18 protein-coding genes are annotated in these 18,317 nt (G+C 55.1%); 8 read left to right on the top strand and 10 right to left on the bottom strand.

Translation table 11 applies throughout. The annotated features are described in order from the left end of the window. Positions 1-30 precede the first annotated feature (30 nt). Positions 31-729 carry a ribose-5-phosphate isomerase RpiA gene (rpiA, locus tag RYZ27_RS06495; protein WP_406681570.1) on the bottom strand — a complete coding sequence of 233 codons (699 nt, stop codon included), beginning with the start codon at positions 727-729 and terminating at the stop codon, positions 31-33. Positions 730-738: 9 nt separating this feature from the next. After that, positions 739-2,097: a bifunctional UDP-N-acetylglucosamine diphosphorylase/glucosamine-1-phosphate N-acetyltransferase GlmU gene (gene glmU, locus RYZ27_RS06490; protein WP_406681569.1), complete on the bottom strand. Its 1,359-nt coding sequence runs from the start codon at positions 2,095-2,097 to the stop codon at positions 739-741. A 79-nt stretch (positions 2,098-2,176) separates the two neighbouring features. Here glmU and RYZ27_RS06485 point away from each other — a divergent pair, with 79 nt between their 5' ends. Further along, entirely contained in the window at positions 2,177-2,860 is a 684-nt protein-coding gene (locus RYZ27_RS06485) for an HAD hydrolase-like protein (RefSeq protein ID WP_406681567.1), read from the top strand. Here RYZ27_RS06485 and RYZ27_RS06480 read toward each other — a convergent pair. Next, complete coding sequence (locus RYZ27_RS06480) at positions 2,857-3,081, bottom strand: hypothetical protein (protein ID WP_406681566.1); 225 nt, start codon at positions 3,079-3,081, stop codon at positions 2,857-2,859. The genes RYZ27_RS06485 and RYZ27_RS06480 overlap by 4 nt on opposite strands. Positions 3,082-3,642: 561 nt before the next feature. Between RYZ27_RS06480 and RYZ27_RS06475 the strand changes: the two genes are divergently transcribed. Further along, positions 3,643-4,146 (top strand): flavin reductase family protein, encoded by a 504-nt coding sequence (locus RYZ27_RS06475; RefSeq protein WP_406681565.1) that lies wholly within the window; start codon positions 3,643-3,645, stop codon positions 4,144-4,146. Positions 4,147-4,248: 102 nt separating this feature from the next. Beyond that, complete coding sequence (locus RYZ27_RS06470) at positions 4,249-5,046, top strand: lysophospholipid acyltransferase family protein (RefSeq protein WP_406681564.1); 798 nt, start codon at positions 4,249-4,251, stop codon at positions 5,044-5,046. Between the two features lie 77 nt (positions 5,047-5,123). Here the strand turns inward: RYZ27_RS06470 and RYZ27_RS06465 are convergent, their stop codons facing one another. Next, on the bottom strand, positions 5,124-5,858 hold the full coding sequence (locus tag RYZ27_RS06465) for a histidine phosphatase family protein (protein ID WP_406681563.1): 735 nt from the start codon (positions 5,856-5,858) through the stop codon (positions 5,124-5,126). 3 nt (positions 5,859-5,861) lie between these two features. Beyond that, a complete protein-coding gene (locus tag RYZ27_RS06460) occupies positions 5,862-6,956 on the bottom strand; it encodes a CaiB/BaiF CoA transferase family protein (RefSeq protein WP_406681562.1) in 1,095 nt (364 codons plus the stop codon). Between the two features lie 118 nt (positions 6,957-7,074). Here RYZ27_RS06460 and RYZ27_RS06455 point away from each other — a divergent pair, with 118 nt between their 5' ends. Further along, the gene (locus RYZ27_RS06455; RefSeq protein ID WP_406681560.1) at positions 7,075-8,280 is read left to right on the top strand and encodes a hypothetical protein; all 1,206 of its coding nucleotides are present in this window, start codon (positions 7,075-7,077) and stop codon (positions 8,278-8,280) included. Here the strand turns inward: RYZ27_RS06455 and mfd are convergent. From mfd to RYZ27_RS06435, 4 genes are all read right to left on the bottom strand, one after another. Continuing rightward, complete coding sequence (gene mfd, locus RYZ27_RS06450; protein ID WP_406681559.1) at positions 8,277-11,729, bottom strand: transcription-repair coupling factor; 3,453 nt, start codon at positions 11,727-11,729, stop codon at positions 8,277-8,279. The two genes, RYZ27_RS06455 and mfd, sit on opposite strands and share 4 nt — an antisense overlap. A gap of 89 nt (positions 11,730-11,818) precedes the next feature. Beyond that, a complete protein-coding gene (locus tag RYZ27_RS06445) occupies positions 11,819-12,094 on the bottom strand; it encodes a succinate dehydrogenase assembly factor 2 (RefSeq protein ID WP_406681558.1) in 276 nt (91 codons plus the stop codon). A 63-nt stretch (positions 12,095-12,157) separates the two neighbouring features. After that, entirely contained in the window at positions 12,158-12,871 is a 714-nt protein-coding gene (locus tag RYZ27_RS06440) for an ATP12 family chaperone protein (protein ID WP_406681557.1), read from the bottom strand. Next, complete coding sequence (locus RYZ27_RS06435; protein ID WP_406681556.1) at positions 12,871-13,539, bottom strand: HAD-IA family hydrolase; 669 nt, start codon at positions 13,537-13,539, stop codon at positions 12,871-12,873. Before RYZ27_RS06435 ends, RYZ27_RS06440 begins: the two co-directional genes overlap by 1 nt. Positions 13,540-13,631: 92 nt before the next feature. Between RYZ27_RS06435 and RYZ27_RS06430 the strand changes: the two genes are divergently transcribed. Next, a complete protein-coding gene (locus RYZ27_RS06430; RefSeq protein WP_406681555.1) occupies positions 13,632-14,579 on the top strand; it encodes an aspartate carbamoyltransferase catalytic subunit in 948 nt (315 codons plus the stop codon). Further along, positions 14,576-15,859, top strand: a complete 1,284-nt coding sequence (gene pyrC / locus RYZ27_RS06425) for a dihydroorotase (protein ID WP_406681554.1) — start codon at positions 14,576-14,578, stop codon at positions 15,857-15,859. The genes RYZ27_RS06430 and pyrC overlap by 4 nt, the downstream gene beginning before the upstream one ends. Here the strand turns inward: pyrC and RYZ27_RS06420 are convergent. Next, entirely contained in the window at positions 15,856-16,449 is a 594-nt protein-coding gene (locus tag RYZ27_RS06420; protein WP_406681553.1) for a TetR/AcrR family transcriptional regulator, read from the bottom strand. The two genes, pyrC and RYZ27_RS06420, sit on opposite strands and share 4 nt — an antisense overlap. Positions 16,450-16,588: 139 nt before the next feature. On the opposite strand from RYZ27_RS06420, the gene plsY reads away from it, so the two are divergent. After that, positions 16,589-17,203, top strand: a complete 615-nt coding sequence (plsY, locus tag RYZ27_RS06415) for a glycerol-3-phosphate 1-O-acyltransferase PlsY (protein WP_406681767.1) — start codon at positions 16,589-16,591, stop codon at positions 17,201-17,203. Beyond that, positions 17,200-18,303: a DNA-processing protein DprA gene (gene dprA, locus RYZ27_RS06410; RefSeq protein WP_406681552.1), complete on the top strand. Its 1,104-nt coding sequence runs from the start codon at positions 17,200-17,202 to the stop codon at positions 18,301-18,303. Before plsY ends, dprA begins: the two co-directional genes overlap by 4 nt. The last annotated feature ends 14 nt before the right edge of the window (positions 18,304-18,317 follow it).

The raw sequence follows: 18,317 nt of genomic DNA, 5'->3' as shown, positions 1-18,317 counted from the left end.
TAGTGCTGCGCCCATGTGGGGCAGATCGGTCTAGTATTCAAATACGGTCGCGCCGTCTTCCGCACCTATGATCACAGTGCGGGCCATACCAATAAACAATCCGTGTTCGACAACACCGGGCACATTGGCCAGCATTGCTGCGGCCTTTGCCGGGTCGGGGATCGTACCGCACTGGCAATCGAGAATGAAGTTGCCGCCATCGGTAACGATTGGCTTGTGACCCGGGCCCGTGCGGACCTTGATCATGGGCTTCAAAACGCTAGCCTTGCACAAAGCGTCATAGACCTTTTTCGCGGTGATCGTGTAACCGAAGGGCGTGACCTCAACCGGCAGTGGGAATTTGCCAAGCGCCTCAACATATTTGCTACTGTCGGCGATCACGACCATCAGGTCACTCGCATTGGCAATGATTTTCTCTCGCAGGAGCGCCGCCCCGCCGCCTTTGATCAGGTTGGCATGCTGATCAACCTCGTCTGCGCCATCGACAGTCAGGTGAATGCGGTCCACCTGTTCTACATCAACCAGCGGCACACCAAGAGACTCGGCCAGGCGCCGTGTTTGCTCACTGGTGGGCACGCCGCGCACGACCAAACCCTCAGCAACTTCCTCAGCGAGCAGTTCGACGAAGTATTTTGCTGTGGAGCCTGTCCCAAGGCCGATGGTCATCCCGTCTTCGACATATTCAATTGCGGCGTGCGCAGAATTCTCTTTTTCAAGTTCAATCGACATCGGGTGGTCTTAGCCCTTTTTCTTTGCGGCTTTGATCTCAGCCATCTTGTCCCGGAAGCTGGTTGCCCACCCGGATTTTTGCATCTGCCGTCCTCGTGCCACGGACAGGGCATCGGGTTCAACATCTTTTGTAATAACAGAGCCTGAGCCGATTATCGCGCCATCCCCAATCGAGACTGGCGCAACCAGCGAGCTGTTGGAGCCAACAAACGCGTTTTTGCCAACGCGGGTCTGGTATTTCAGGAAGCCGTCATAGTTACAGAAGATCGTTCCTGCCCCGATATTGGCACCAGCGCCGACATCCCCATCGCCGAGGTAGGCAAGGTGATTAGCCTTCGCGCCCTTACCGATACGGGTTTTCTTGACCTCAACGAAGTTGCCAATCTTCGCCCCCTCTTCCAAAACGGCACCGGGACGAAGCCGGGCATAAGGGCCGATTTCGCAGCCGTTTGAAATTTGCGCCCCCTCAAGATGTGAGAAAGCCCGAATGCGTGCACCGCTACGAACGTAGACGCCCGGCCCAAACACCACGTTTGGCTCAATGATGACATCATTCTCAATCATCGTATCATAAGAGAAGAAGACGGTTTCAGGGTTCGTCATCGTGACCCCCTCAATCAGAAGCTCTTCACGGCGACGGGTCTGAAAAGCTGTTTCAGCCTGGGCCAGCTCAACGCGAGAGTTTACCCCCAATACATCCGTCTCTGAGCAATGAACCGCGCGGCAAAGGCCACCATCTTCGCGGGCGAGACCGACAATATCAGTCAAATAATACTCACCCTTGGCATTATCATTGGTGACTTTGGACAATAGCGAGAACAGGTTCTCTGCCCGCGCGGCCATGACGCCGGAATTGCAGAACGTGACCGCAAGTTGCTCTTCGCTCGCTTCCTTGGCCTCAACAATCGCCTCAAGATCACCGGCATGGTTTGTGATCAAACGGCCATATGATCCCGGTTCGGCAGCATCAAAGCCCAGAACACCGACGCTCGCGCCATTCGCTAACTCATCAAACAGCGCCTCAACTGCAACAGCTGGAATCAGAGGCGTGTCCCCATAGAGCACCACAATGTCTCCCTGGAATGGCCCCAGAGCCTCCTTGGCGCACCCGACAGCGTGCCCTGTGCCCTGTGGCGGATCCTGAATGGCGATCGCATCCTCACCGAGGACAGACCGCACATGATCCTGCACAGCAATACCAGCCGGGCTACACACAACAATAATACGCTCACATCCAACACGGCGGGCGAGATCAACCGACCAGTCCACCATGGGCCGGCCACCTACAGAGTGCAGCACTTTGGGCAAGGCAGATTTCATGCGCGTCCCTTGCCCCGCTGCCAGAATGATTGCCGCTCTCGCTGCCATGGGAAAACCCCTCGCCGTTTCGTTTGCCCTGCCCTAAACCAAACTCTGAGTCGAAGCGAGCCAAAAGAAAGGCATCTGTATGGCAAAGGATTTGAGCGGATGGACAATTGTCATTGATCTCGATGGTACGCTGGTCGAAACCGCGCCTGATCTGCATGCTGCATTGAATTTCGTGCTTGAGAGCGAAAATCTTCGCACAGTGGACTTGGCTGATATCCGGATGATGATCGGCGATGGCGCGAAAGCTCTCATCCGCAAGGGTTTGACCCATAATGGTATAGAGCCAGATGAAAATCATATAGATACAAAGCTTTGGCCAATGTTCTTGAAGCATTATGAGGCAAATATCACGCGCCACAGTCACCTTTATGAGGGTGCGCTGGACACGCTACATCGCCTCAAAGCAAGTGGCGCCAAGCTGGCCATATGCACCAACAAAGCCCAGCATCTCGCCGAGCAAGTCCTGTCAGAAATGGGTATTGCAGATCAGTTTGACAGCATCCTAGGTGGGGACCGCGCCCAGTCCAAGAAGCCTGATGGTGCTCATATTACCGAAACCGTCGAACTTGCTTCGGGCAATTCAAAGCAGGCCATCATGATAGGCGACAGCCACACAGACGAAAGGGCAGCCTGCGATGCAAAGCTGCCCTTTATCATGGTGTCGTTTGGTTATGGCGCTTTATCGGGAGCGCCACTACCGCATTTGGAATTGGTTGATCACTGGTCCGAAATGGAAGCTGCAATCAACCGTATCGCCCTTTAGTCAGGACGATACTCGCTGCGTACTTCGTTTGCATTAACGAGCTTGCGACGTGGCATGCCGTTAACCATGTTGCTGCGTACATCTGTACGGGCGCTGCGCATGGCTGGGACAAATCCGGCATCAACCAGATCGACCTCTACATCATAGCCACGCTCTGCCCAGTATTGAGCAATTTTTTCTTGTAGGCGCTTAGCGCCTTCGGTGTTGCACCAGTCTTTCATATAAATCTCCGCATCTTGTGAGTGAGCAGGTCATTCCCTGACCACTGTAAAAAAGATGTCCTTCACTGCTAATCGGGTCTTGCTGCCCGAAACATGGCGCTCATATACGCCTTCACAGTTGTGTCACAACCCCATGTCGAAAAAATAATTTTTGAGAGCCCACTTTGCTGAACATCTGTTCACAATGAATAGCTGTTCATATTTTTAGCAGAGCTGCTGTGATTTCAAAAAACTGTTATATTCTTAGAAAATATTTCTATTATCACTTGTTCATGATCACTTTATGAGAACAGCCTCTCAGTTGGAAAGTAATTGCACAGCCCCGGGCTATTCATATTGGCATAACAGGGTCTCGTAATCGCATGGAACTATTTTTAATGGTGACTGTAAGCGGCGTATTGTTTCCCTAAGCCAGCGCGAATCTTCACCACACAAGCATGGCTATTGTCTCAAATCTCAGCATTCGCTCTTACTCATAACGTATCAGCTGATTAAAGCACATGCGAACACCACTGGATACCTGCTGCGAGTGAGCCACATAAGGGTGATGAGGACGATACTATGAGCTTTGACCAACGTGTGCTCCGTGATGCGCTCGGTTTATTCGTAACGGGCGTTACAGTGATCACAACAAAGGGCATTGATGGAGAATCGGTTGGGTTGACCGCTAACTCCTTCAATTCAGTCTCTTTGGATCCACCTTTGGTCCTGTGGTCTATTGGAACACGCTCAAAAAGTTTGCCCGCTTTCGCACAAGCAGACCATTTTGCAGTTCATATTCTTGGTGAAAACCAGATTGAATTATCTCAACGCTTCGCACGATCAGGAGCAGACAAGTTTGCGTCACTCCCGGTAACCAAAGGGATCGGAGACGTTCCCTTACTAGAGGGCTGTGCAGCGCGCCTCGAGTGCTCAATCTATGATCGGCATGCCGCAGGTGATCACGTAATCTATCTTGGTGAAGTCCAACGCCTGGTTCACAACCAAAACGCACGGCCTCTCGTTTACCATGGCGGACAGTATGCCGAGCTCGCAGATAAATGGCCTGAGCCCACGAACTCCTAGCCAAGATCGTATAACTTTCGCCTGTCCTGCCTGCGTTTAGTGAGAGGCACTCGATGTCTTTAGGCATTTCCGTAAACCCAATTCGACGTTAAGGAGACCCGTATGAAGGGTTTTCTACGGAGTGCGTTGGTCACTACTCTGCTTGGGTGGGTGATCTGGGGGTATATGGCCCTATGCAATCGCACTATTCGCTGGCGCGTCGCTGGGAAAGAGCGCGCTCTGGATGTGTGGCTAACCCATCCCAGCCTAATCGTTACGGCCTGGCACTCGACGATTCTTTTGCTTCCTTCCGGTTGGAACAGAATCATTCGTAAATGGCCAAAGCAGAAGGCCCGTAGCGCGATGCTGATTTCTCTGTCCCGCGATGGGGAGCCTGTCGCCAAAGCCATCAGCCATATGGGGCTTGAATCCGTGCGCGGCTCGTCAGCCCACAAGAAGAAGAAAAAGGACAAAGGCGGCATGCGCGCTTTGGCCGAAGCGTTACGCATTCTCAAAGAGGGCGGCGCGATCTGTGTCACACCTGATGGGCCAAGAGGACCAGCCGAGGTCGCCCAGGCAGGCCCGATAATCATGGCGCAGCGAACAGGCGCCCCTATTCTGCCTTATGCGATTATCTCCTCACCCACAAAACGACTGTCGACATGGGACCGCTTTCGTATCCCATTTCCGTTCACGCGCGGCGCAATTGTTTTCGGAGACCCGATTATTCCTTCAGAAGGTCAGGATAAGGAAACGCTTCGACTTGCCCTTGAAACCAACCTGAACGCTGCAATGGCTGAAGCTGAAGCCCTGTTACAAAAAAAGACCGCCCCGAAAGGCGGCCAAGGTCAAGCAAGAAGGACGTCAGAGGGTCGCCCAGAAAGTCTGCGCTCTCCTCCGACAAAGACAGTTATAGATTAACCAACATGAACACTGACGGAGGACAATCTGAAGCCTTCGTTCATGTTGATGTGGCGTAAGTGCGGGTTTCTGAATGCCTATTCAGCCGCGCGCGTGAAAATCGCTTCTAAAGACCTCAGGTTCATGCCATTCTTCAGATAATTTCCGGGCGTCAGGTTTACCGCCTTGATCAAAACACGCTCGATTCGCGTATTGCCTTGCTCATCCGGCACAAGATCAAAGTCCAGAATATTGATACACCCGGTATCCTGCTCAAAGGCCGCGCTTGAACCAAGCGGTGCGCCAATCGACCAGGAGAGGATCATGCGGTTGACCACTTCATGAGCAACCAACAACGCTGTTGCCCAGCCGGGACGAGAGAGCAAACCTTTCAAACCATCTTCAATGCGTTCCATCGCATCGGAGAACTTCTCGCCCCCTTCCAGAAACGTTGCGCCCGGTTCGCCCGCGCGTTCAAACTGGAAGGTCATTGTGGCCGCAAGCTGCTCAGCCGATTTGAAGTCGATATACTGACCAGATTGCAATTCCTGAAACCGGGGCTCAAACTCAAGATCCGGTGCGACGAGATCATGCTGCGACAGCACAATCTCAGCAGTTTCTTGCGTGCGCCGAAGCCCAGTGTGAAAGGCAATATCCAGCGGTACATCTGAGAGCGCTACACCCGCTGCTTTTGCCTCTTCCCTGCCCTGCTCGGTCAGATAGGCAATAGAGGGATCACGGGCCGCGCGAACTTCTGGCGATGTGTAATCAACAAAGCCATGACGCATCAAATAAAGACGGCGCCGCCCGGTTGTCCCTGGTAATGATCCCATATCTTACGAAATGTCCCAGTCTTTAAGAATCTCATCCTGATGCTCGCCAATGCCAGCAGGTTTCCCCTGTATCGCGCCTGGCGTTTTAGTAAACCGTGGGGCGGGCGCTGGCTGCACAACACCGTCGATTTCCACAAAAGTTTCCCGATCAACATTATGCTTGTAGTTCGGTGCCTCGCTCATGGAGAGGACAGGCGCGAAACAGATGTCCGTGCCCTCCATAATCTCACACCATTCATCACGCGTCTTGGTTTTGATGACCACCATCAGTTTCTGTTTCAGGTCTGGCCATTGGGCGCGGTCCATTTGATTTTGGAATGCCGGGTCTGCCAGCCCGGCTTTCTCGATCAGGAGGGCATAGAATTGAGGCTCAATGGACCCAATAGAGACCCACTTTGCGTCGGCGCATTCATAAGTGTCATAGAAATGGGCGCCGCCATCGAGCAGATTTGCCTCACGCTCGTCGGTCCACATGCCCATTGCGCGCATGCCATAGAACATGGTTGCCAGCGAGGCAGCGCCATCTGACATCGCGCAATCAATCACCTGCCCTTCGCCGCCATTTTTGACGTTCAGGATACCTGCCAGAAGTCCCATCGCGAGATAAAGTGCGCCACCGCCATAGTCGCCGATCAGATTCAGGGGCGGTCGTGGACGTCCATCTTTATCCCCCATGGCATGAAGCGCGCCAGTGATCGCAATATAGTTGAGATCATGACCTGCGGAGTGGCTTAGCGCTCCATGCTGCCCCCATCCGGTCATGCGGCCATAAACCAGCTTCGGATTGCGCGCCAAAACCGTATCAGGGCCCAATCCGTTGCGCTCCATAACGCCCGGACGGAAGCCTTCGATCAGACCGTCAGCTTTCTCTAAAAGCTTCAGCGCCGTTTCTCGATCGCCCTCATCTTTGAGGTTGAGGGCAATGGAGCGACGCCCCCGACTCATCACATCCGCAGGCATGCCGGGCCGACTTTTTCCGGCCCGATCAATCCGAACGACATCCGCCCCAAGATCGCTCAGAAGCATGCCGCAAAATGGCCCCGGCCCGATGCCAGCAAACTCAACAATCTTTACACCAGACAATGGACCTCGCGCCATTTTCAACTCCCTTGACCTTTATATTCAGGCTTGTTTGCCTTCAGATTATAACCAGACCTTAAGACTCAAAGGCGCAAAGAAAAGGCCTGACCCAACGTCGCTTTGGACCTTACAACCTATGAGCAATCAGGCCTTGCATTTTGACGCCCCAACCGTTGAGGTTGTCTCAGACAGTCCTCGGCTTGAAATGTTGATGACACGGCTCAAACAGAATGGTCTGCGTCCTATTCGAGCAACCGCCGAGCCTGATCCATCTCTGCCAGTTCCTTTGTTGATCGACGGGTATGTCATTACGCCTGAGCAGATGACAAAGCTTGTCACGCGCAATCGTGCTGGCGGCGAGCGCATCCTGATTGGTCTCGGCACCCCACGTGGAACCTCTGTTGAGGTTGATATTTATATTCCCGAAGTCACAGCCCTGGACACGCTTCTCCCGCAACTTGCCCTGAAGCAACGACAGATCAGTCGCCAAAAAGAGCTCACGCTACGCAATGAAACCTTTTCCGGCTTTCTGGATCAAGCTGCACTATCCGCTCTTCCAGATGAGCAGAAATCCATTTTTTATGTTGGGGGTCATGGCCCTGAACAGATTGCGCTTAGGCATGCCTGCCAGATACATGGCTTTGACTTCAAGTCATTCCTGACCAAGCGCAACCTCGAAGACGCCCTTTTGGAATCGTCTTGTACAGCGCTGATCGTTGATAGTCGGCAGATTGAACCTTTCACTGCAGCCTATCTTGCGAGCCTGCCTTACCGCCCTGCCCTTCAGCTCATTTCCATTTCGGCCAATGAGCCAAACGAAGCCGTCTATGCCGAGGCTGACAAAGTTGTTGTTGCCTCCGTTTTGAATGAAGCAGAGCTTAGTGAGTTGCTGACAGAGATTGATACCCAGCCTCAGGTTCCACAACCCAGACATGGGATAAGCAATGAAGCCTTTGACAAGGCAACTGGGCTTTACTCTCGACATTTTTTCGAAACGCACCTTGCCCGGCAAATCAGAGTGGCGAACGAAACCGCTGCTCCCTTAAGTATCGTTGCGATTGAACTTGAGGATCATCTCCGCGCACCCCTCATTAGCGCTGCACAGATCAAGCCGTTTCTAAGGGAAACAGATATGGCTGCGCGCCTATCTGCAAGACATATTCTCGTCAGCCTGACGGATACACCTTACCGGGGCGCGGTCGCCTTTGCCCGACGCTTGCAAGACAGAATTGAACACGTAACGACGACCCGCGTGCTGGAGAAGCGCCGTTTTCACACCGCAGACTCTCTGATCAGCGCCCTGACCATCAAGTCTGGGCCATCCCTGCGCCGACGCGCTTAAGCCGGGACCGCTGCAACACCCTCAAGCTCTTTAAGCAGCCCTTTTACGGCTTGCACTCTCGCTCTGGATTCAGCGGGAACCCCCATGATGACAAGCTTGCTGTCCGGGCGCAGTTTCATTTTACCCGGACGAGAGCGCACAAGTGTCATCAGCTGCATTGGGTCAACCGCTGTGTCATCACGGAAACTGAGGACGATCCCTTTCGGGCCCGCATCAAGTTTCGCAATCCCAAGCGCCTTGCAACGCACTTTGACTTCAGTGACATCCAGAAGCTGTTTGGTCTCATCCGGCAGAGGGCCGAAGCGGTCGATCAACTCAGCAGCGAAAGCCTCGCGCTCCTGTTCTGAGGTCAGTTCGGAAAGGCGGCGATAAAGCCCTAAGCGGACACCGAGGTCTTCAACATAGCCTTCAGGGATAAGCACGGAGAGTCCGAGATTGATTGCAGGTGACCAGTCATCAGCAACTTCAGTCGCTTCATTGGCGCCACTTTGCAGGGCTTTGACAGCATCCTCCAGCATGGACTGGTAAAGCTCCACCCCAACCTCACGGACATGCCCGGACTGCTGGTCGCCGAGCAGATTTCCGCCCCCGCGCATATCGAGATCATGACTGGCGAGCTGGAAGCCCGCGCCAAGACTGTCGAGCGATTGCAGCACACGCAGACGCCGCTCCGCAGCTGGCGAAATCACCCGGTCAGCGGGTGTCGTCAGATAAGCATAGGCCCGCAACTTGGATCGGCCAACTCGTCCCCGCAGCTGATAGAGCTGTGCAAGGCCGAAGCGATCCGCCTTATGGATCACCAGTGTATTCGCACGTGGAATATCGAGGCCGCTTTCAACAATCGTGGTTGAGAGGAGAACGTCATACTCGCCCTCATAGAAAGCGGTCATGAGGTCTTCGAGTTCGCCAGCCGGCATCTGACCATGCGCAACACAGAAGCTGACTTCGGGCACATTCTCTTTCAGGAAGTTTTCCAGATAATCGAGATCGGAAATACGCGGGGCGACATAATAGCTCTGACCACCGCGATATTTTTCTCGCAGGAGCGCTTCGCGGATCGTGACCGTATCGAATTCAGTGACATAGGTCCGAACCGCCAAGCGGTCGACGGGCGGCGTTGCAATGATCGAGAGATCGCGAATACCCGTCAGCGCCATTTGTAGGGTCCGCGGGATCGGCGTTGCTGACAGGGTCAGAACATGCACATCGGCTTTAAGCTCTTTCAGGCGCTCCTTATGCTTCACACCAAAGCGCTGCTCTTCATCAACGATCAGCAAGCCAAGCCGTTTGAACTCGACATTCTTGGCAAGCAATGCGTGTGTACCGACGACGACATCAACTGTGCCCTTTGCCATGCCTTCTTTCGTAGCGGTCATGTCTTTGGCGGATACGAAACGTGAGAGCGGCTTAACCTCAAGAGGCCAACCCGCGAAACGTTCAGCAAATGTATTGTAATGCTGACGCGCAAGCAGTGTGGTTGGGGCGATCACAGCGACCTGCATCCCTTGCATCGCCGCGACAAAGGCCGCGCGCAGGGCCACTTCCGTCTTACCAAAGCCAACATCACCGCATATCAGGCGATCCATGGGTTTGCCGCTGGCAAGATCGCCGAGGACATCTTCAATCGCGTTGAGCTGATCATCGGTCTCCTCATAAGGGAACCGCGCGGCAAACTCTTCATAGAGGCCATCACCAGAGATCACGCTGTCGGCGCGCTTCATCTCGCGCGCGGCAGCAATCGCCATAAGCTCAGCCGCCATTTCGAGGATTTTCTTCTTGGCTTTGGCTTTGCGGGTTTGCCAGCCAACCCCGCCAAGATGGTCAATCGCGCTCTCGGCATCCTCAGAACCATAACGACTGATCAGGTCAATATTTTCAACCGGCAGGAAGACCTTATCGCCCTTGGCGTATTCCAACTGTAGGCAATCATGCGCGGCGCCCGCCAGTTCCAATGTCTTCAGCCCCACATATTGGCCGACGCCATGATCGATATGGACGACCAGATCCCCCGGATTGAGGCTGCCTGCCTCTGCAATGAAATTCGCCGCTTTGCGCTTCTTGCGAGGTGCCGCCAGACGATCGCCGAGAATATCCGGCTCGGCGATGACCACGAGATCATCTGTCTCAAACCCGCTTTCGAGCGGCAGCTCAGCGATGACAACATCTTTGCCAGCGGATGCTTCAAGCGAATAGACGCGCTCCACATCTGGCAAACCGTGGTCTTCCAAAACGCCTTCAAGACGCGTGGCCGAGCCATCCGTCCAGGCGGCAAAGATAACTCGTTTGGCGTCATTGACCTTTGCCTTGGCATGGGATGCGGCGGCTTCAAAAATATTCAGGTCGGGCTGCGCCCGTTCAGGGGCAAAGTCTCGTCCGGCCAAGCCGTTTAAGTCTACACCACCCTCCCCGGTAGACTTGTTGAAGCGCGCCACGCCGCGCGAGAGCAATCCGGCCTCAAGCTCACGATCGCTCAGATAGAGATGCTCTGGCGACAGGACCTTTGCCTGGCGGGTCTCGCCCGCCGCTTCCAACCGGGCTTCATAATAGTCCTTGGCCTGTGCCAGGCGTTCGCTGGCCGCCTCTGCTGAAAGGGCTCCCATACCGATCAGCGCGTCCGGGCCAATATAATCGAACAGCGTGTCCATGCGGCTGTGAAAGAGTGGGAGCCAGCCTTCAACACCGCCTCGACGGATTTCAGCGCGCGCCGCTTCATACATCGGATCGCCTGCTGGCGCGCCAAGTTCGGTCAGATACCGTTCCCGAAACAGAGCCAGCGTCTCTTCATTGAACAGGATTTCCGAAACGGGCGCGAGCGCAACACGGGTAAGCGTTCGTGTCGATAGCTGCGTTTCCGGATCAAAGGCCTTGATGGTTTCAACTTCATCACCAAACAGGTCGAGCCGCACAGGCTCAATCCCGGTTGGCGGATATATGTCAACTTTGCCACCACGGATAGAGTACTCGCCCTTTTCCGAAACGGTCGAGGTACGAACATAACCATTGACGGAAAGATAGCTGGTAAGCTGCTCCTGACTGATCCGTCCGCCTGTATGCACCGATAGAGAAGACGCGCGCATCGTCTCCATTGGCGGAACACGCTGCACAAGAGAGCCAGCGGTTGTGACGACCAGACAGGGCTCGGCATTCGCTGCGCGTTGAGCCAATTGTGCGAGCGCGGCACAACGCGCAGCCGCGACTGCGGGCGATGGACTAACCCGGTCATAAGGCAGGACATCCCATCCCGGCAGGCGAACCAACTCCAGGCTTGGCCGATAGAATTGCGCGAGCTTCAAGGCGGCTGCAGCAACCTTGTCATCCCGGGCAATGTAAAGCGCCGCAGATCCGCGCTTCTCAAGCGCTTCGATCAAGCCCAGAATATCCACACCAAAAGGCGCGCCATAGACGGCGGCAGGCGTTGATAAACGCGATAGAAGATCAACACTGCTCATGCGAAAGCGTCCTTCAGGGAGGCAAGAATAATCAGAAGAGAGCGCTATCTAACGCAGTTCGCAAAAAACGATAGGTCTTGTGGCTGCGCTTATCCCGCATGAGCTTCGTAGCGGAACTCCATGATCCGGGTCAGCAGTGGGCTTTCAAAATTTGGCGGCACAGGCTTTTGGCCGACAAGCCAGGCAAACACTTCCCAATCCGGTGTGCCGAGTAGGCGCTCAAACTCTGAGACATCATCCTCGGAGAGGGTCGCCAGATGCTCATCAGCGAATGAGCCCATAAGCAAGTCCATCTCGCGGAAGCCGCGCCGCCATGCCCGGAATTTCAATTTGCGGCGACGCTCATCTAGGACAGAACTGGTCATGCGGAATCTCCTCTGAAGGGCAAGTTAGAACGTCGAGTGCGCTCTGCCCAGAGCGAAGATGTCTCAACTGGCAAGCGCTTTGAACCAGACTTCAATCGCCTTGGCATCTTTCAGACGACGCGCGCGGACAGACTTTGCTTCGTCATCCTCACCCCACTGCTCAATCTGCCAGTCTTCGTCCACACAGCTGGCGCTCAGGGCGTCTTCACCAGACAGAGCAGTCCGGCTAACCGCAAGCGCCAGAACGATTGACCCAAACAGGCTGCATCCCCAAGCCAGACCCGTCAGAGCATAATCATCCATCTCAGCAGCAATCTCAGCAATACGATCCAAACTTGCCTGCGGTTGTGGTGAGGCCATCAAGCCAATGACAGGCACAAGCATGATGCCTAGCTCCTGCCCGGCCCAGTCGCGCCATGGCCGCCAAGCCATATCCTGCCGCTTCCGTAGCGCTTCTGGTGCATCGGTGAGGTAACAGGTCACGTCGGTTTCGCCATAGCGTGTGACCTCTGAAACCATCTCGGCACGTGTTTCCGGCGTGCGGTCAATGGCGACATTGGCCAGACGGGTCAATGTCATGCTGTGAAGGTCCAATTCTTCGCCTTGGGCATCCCATTCCTGTGCAATGGCTTCCGCCAAGGCCTGTGTAGGAAGCGATAGCGCCACTTTTGCAGGCGTCTTGAGCGCGCGCTCATCAAGATGGACGGTCCATCCCTCATTCAGAGGCACAGCATGTGCGGCTTTGTAAAACCGCTTCGGACGATCGACTTTATCCATCAGGCAAGTTCCTCTGCGAAAGTGTCCAGCGAGGTGTTCAGGGTCCTGAAGTCATCATGCACTTCGTGTGCGCCAGCATCGCTGAGCTCTGTCGCTTTTCCGAAGCCCCAAGACACGCCGATCGAGCGGATACCCGCCGCGCGGCCCATTTGCATATCAAAGGTCGCATCGCCGATGATCAGAGACTGATCAGCCTCTGCGCCCAGCGCTTTCATGGCTTCGAGACACATGAAAGGGTGTGGCTTCCCCGGACCATCATCGGCACACCAGATCGTATCAAAGTACTGCGCCAGAGGGTGCATCCCAAACACAGCTTTGATGCCGGCATGAGACTTTCCGGTCGCCATCGCAATTAGCCAATTGTCATTGGCAAGATGCTCAAGCGTTTCAATCGCGCCCTCATAAAGCGGTTCGCGAAAATCGGGGTCTGAGCGCCGCGCCACAAAGGCGCTTTTATATTCAGAGACGAGTTGCGGAAGGTCATGATAGTCAGGGGCCAGGCGCTGGCAGGCCTCACTCAGGCCCAAGCCGACAATCTGGCGCGTATCATCATAGGATGGTGGGGCGAGGCCGCAGGCTTCAAAAGCGCGAACCATTGCGGTCTGGATAACCTCCCGGCTATCGACCAAAGTGCCATCCATATCAAATATTGCGAGTTTCAAAGTCATCGCGGCGCTTTATCCGAATTGATCCGCTCTGCCCAGCCTGTCTTGCCGTGACGCTCAAACGGGCCTAAACCGCCGAAAATCCGGAGTAAGCCATGGCCGCAATGGGCTACACGTACAGGTTTGAGCACGACCATTTGCTCAGCATCGAGGACCTTAACCGTCTCGACATCGATCACATTTTAGACCTCGCCGAGCAGTATGCTGAGGCCACGCGCGCCAGCCAGCGACCCGAGCCGATTATGGCGGGGAAAACGGTAATCAATCTCTTCTTCGAAAACTCGACCCGCACGATGTCGAGCTTCGAAATTGCTGCCCGTCGTCTCGGCGCTGATGTCGTTTCCATGCCGGTCGCGCAATCTTCGGTCAAAAAGGGTGAAACCCTGATCGATACAGCGATGACACTGAATGCGATGAAGCCTGACGTGATTGTCATCCGTCACTCAGCCTCAGGCGGGGTGAAACTGCTAAGTCGCAAAGTTGAGTGTGCGGTTATCAATGCCGGTGACGGGATGCACCAGCATCCGACACAAGGCCTGTTGGATACACTCACCATTCGCCGAAACAAGGGCAAGGTTGAGGGCCTGAAAGTCACGATCTGTGGCGACATTGTTCACTCGCGCGTGGCCCGCTCCACAACGCTTTGCCTTCATCTCATGGGCGCAGAAGTCACGCTGTGTGCCCCTAAGACCCTTCTGCCTTCAAAGGCGGAAACCTGGGGCGCTAATCATGCCACAACGGATTTCGACAGCGCTATTGAAGGCGCTGATGTGGTAATGATGCTGCGCTTGCAGAATGAGCGCATGGATGGCGGTCACCTGCCCTCCCGGCGGGAATATTACCATTTCTACGGCCTTACCAAGCAACGCCTTGCTAAAGCCGCGCCCGATGCCATTGTCATGCATCCCGGCCCGATGAATCGCGGGATCGAAATTGAAAGCTCGATCGCAGATGGTCCCCGTTCGGTGATCACTGAGCAGGTCGAAATGGGTGTTGCCGTCCGCGAGGCTGTACTCGATCTACTGACGAGGGACGCGTCATGAGTTTGCATATCGCCAATGCCCGTTTGATTGATCCGGCAACTGATATGGACATTATGGGCGGCCTGCTGATCGACGGAGATCAAATCTTCGATCTTGGCGAGCATTTGCTAAAACCCGGCAGCGCTGCGGAGCGTGTCCTTGATGCGCAGGGCGCCTGCCTTGCTCCAGGCCTGATCGACTTGCGCGTCAAGACGGGTGAGCCCGGGGAAGAGCATCGCGAGACCCTGGCAACAGCGTCCCGGGCAGCGGTTGCAGGCGGTATTACGAGTATGGTTGTCATGCCCGATACCAGCCCGGTCATCGATGACATGGCGCTTGTCCAGTTCATCTCCAATCAAGGCGAGAAAACAGCGCTGAACCGGGTCTATCCCGCTGGAGCTTTGTCTACTGGTCTGCAAGGCAAGGCGATGTCGGAACTGGGCCTGATGGCCAACGCAGGCGCTGTCTTTTTCACCAATGGCGATAGCCCGATCACGAATGCCGGAGTTCTGAAGCGCGCCATGACCTATGCCGCTGGGCGCGACATGATTGTGTCTTCCCGTCCCGATGAGGCGCAGCTTTCAGGGCACGGCGTCATGAATGCGGGCGCTCTCGCCGCTCAGAAAGGTCTTAAAGGGATCACCGCTGAGGCAGAACTGATTGGCCTGCAACGCGACATCGCTCTGGCGGAAGCCACCGGGTGTCACCTTCTGGTCGACAATATCTCAACCGCCCAGAGCGTAGACGTGATAAAGCGAGCGAAAGCGTCTGGCGTGAAGATCACTGTGACCATCGCGGCCTATAGCCTGTTCTTCAATGAGATCGATGTGGGTGACTATCTCACCTATTGTAAGGTCAACCCGCCATTCCGTAGCGAGACAGATCGGTTGGCGCTCATTGAAGCTGTCGCTGATGGAACGATCGATATCGTAACCTCAGCCCATGATCCACAGCCACCCGAGAATAAGCGCCTACCCTTTGGTGAGGCCAGTTTTGGGGCCGCGGGGCTTGAGACCCTGCTCTCAACGCTTTTAGCGCTGGTACAGGATGAGCAGCTTTCCCTCCTGGAGGCGCTACGTCCATTGACTTCCGCGCCCGGACAACTGCTTGGACTTGAGCAAGGTACGCTTCGAAAAGGGGCACCGGCTGATCTGATCCTGTTCAATCCGAATAAGCCCTGGCATTGCAAACGCGAGGAGCTTCTCTCCCGTTCGGTTAACTCCCCATACGATGGTCGACGGATGGTCGGGCAAGTCTCACGCACCTTTGTTGGTGGTCGCGAAGTCCACCGACGCACTTAAGGCAACAACGCATTCAGAACGGTTTCAATCCGCGATTGAAGCGACGCGGTCGAGAGCGGCTGTTGGCGCGCCATGACCTCAAACTCACTTCCCCGGCATACCGCCACCAGCAAGCGTGCGGCCTCCAAAGGTTTCTGAGCCCCCAAGGCTTCTAGGGGGTCCGATAGCCAAGTTTCCAAAGCCCGCGACCAGCTTGCAACTTGCATCTTTGTGCCTTCGTCACGCGCGGCGAACAGAACCATTTCCTGCTCAATTGCCGATAGGTCTGCTCCAGACTGGTCTATATTCGTCATCTGAACCAGAAACTGGATGAGGTCCGTCTTGGTCGAGATTGGCTTTTGCGTCAGAGCCGCGACGAGACCAGAATTGAAGTCCCCGACATAAAGCGCGAAAGCTTCGCGCACCATCTCTTCACGCGACACGAAATGGTAGGTCGTCGTTCCAGGTGAAACATGCGCAAGCTCAGCAACAGCTCTGTGCGTAACCTTATCAACGCCTTGCTTGGAAATGATCTGCAAGGCCGCCCGCAAGATGCGCTCACGATTGCGCCCTCTTGGTGCTGTTTTTCTCAGTGTTGACCCATCGGACATATGTGCAGCCTTATCGTATGGACATCTAGTAACGTGCCTGCAGTGAGTCTTGCAACCGCATGACCCATACCCTTCTGAACAGCTTATTGTGACAGCCTGCTTGACGCGCGCGATCAATTAGCCAGAAGTTCAGGCCATGATGATCGAACTTCCTTTGACCGCCTGGTATGCCATTGCCGGAATTGTGGGTTACTTTGTTGGTTCTATTCCGTTTGGGTTGCTTGTTACACGCCTCGCGGGGCTGGGTGATATACGCCAAATCGGTTCAGGGAACATTGGCGCGACCAATGTCCTTCGCACAGGGCGCAAGGATCTTGCGCTGGCAACTCTCCTGCTCGACAGTTTTAAGGCTGGACTCATCACCTTACTTTTTGGCCTTCTCTCCGGCGATCGGGATGTCGGGCTGGTCGCTGGCGCGGCGGCTTTTCTGGGGCATTGCTATCCGATTTGGTTGTCCTTTAAGGGCGGTAAAGGCGTTGCCACGTATGCTGGGCTTCTAGCCTTCGCATCATGGCAAGGCTTCATTGTCGCCGCGCCGATATGGCTCGGGCTATTTGCGATTACGCGTATTTCCTCCCTTTCTGCTCTGACCGCGGCTGCGCTGGTGCCAGTTGGTGCCTTCTTGCTCGGTGAGACATGGTTTGCATGCGCCATGCTGGGCTTTCTGTCCGTGCTGGTGTTCTGGACCCACCGTGCGAACTTAGGGCGTCTGCTTCGCGGTGAGGAGCCGAAATTTGGGTCATCTTCACAATGAGGCGCGTACAAACACTGAGCGAGCCTGAAAAACTAGCCTGGTTGCGGCTTTGCCGGACCCCGCGTGTTGGTCCGGTCACGTTTTACCAACTCCTTAATCGTTTTGGATCCGCCGAAGCGGCGCTTGAAGCTCTTCCCAGCCTTGGCAAACGTGGAAAGTCCGGGCCACCGAAACCACCTCCTATGGCAGACGTTTCACGGGAGTATGAAGCCATCCAAGACTATGGCGCGAGCATCATTTGCCAATGCGAGCGGGAATACTCAGAGCCATTGGCAGCGTCGGATTCACCCCCGCCAGTCCTCATCACACTTGGTGATGTAAATCTGATGAGCAAACCAGCCCTTGCGATTGTCGGAGCGCGAGATGCGTCAGCGGCTGGCCGAAAAATCGCGCGCGAGATGGCGGCAGACTTAGGGCGCGCCGGTCAGGTTATCGTTTCAGGCCTGGCTCGCGGCATTGATGGCGAGGTCCATGCAGCTTCCCTGAAAACCGGTACAATAGCCGTCCTTGGCGGCGGCATCGACCATATCTACCCCCGACAGCATGAGCGCCTTTACGCAGAGATCGCCGCAAACGGTTTGATCATCAGTGAAAGTCCCTTTGGATACACAGCGCAGGCCCGAGATTTTCCAAGGCGCAACCGGATCGTAACAGGCCTGTCACAGGGTGTTGTCGTGGTTGAGGCAGCCGAGCGCTCAGGTTCTCTGATTTCTGCACGTACAGCTGGCGAGCAAGGCCGCGATGTTATGGCGGTTCCGGGCTCTCCGCTTGATCCCAGAGCCGCGGGGACCAATCGTTTGTTGAAGGATGGCGCGATTTTGGTGCGCAACGCTGATGATGTTCTGGACGCGATTACTGCATTCACAGCGAGACGCGTGACCGCGCCACCTACCCCTGACTTTGAGAGCGAGGACGCGGATATTCCGGACGACCAGTATGCGCTCGTACTACAGGCCCTTACTCCATATCCAATGCCTATTACCGAACTTGCTATGGCCGCAAACCTTTCCGCACGCCGCTGCGCGATCATCCTGAGCGAGCTTGAGCTTTCAGGAGAGGCTGTAACGCTGCCGGGCGGTTTGGCACATAAAGCAGTGTAATCGGAACACGCATC

This window comes from Hyphomonas sp. FCG-A18 (assembly GCF_045287255.1).
In the GTDB taxonomy this organism is placed as follows: domain Bacteria; phylum Pseudomonadota; class Alphaproteobacteria; order Caulobacterales; family Hyphomonadaceae; genus Henriciella.
The sequence above is the reverse complement of the archived record's forward strand: the minus strand, read 5'-3'. Positions and strand labels throughout refer to the sequence as shown.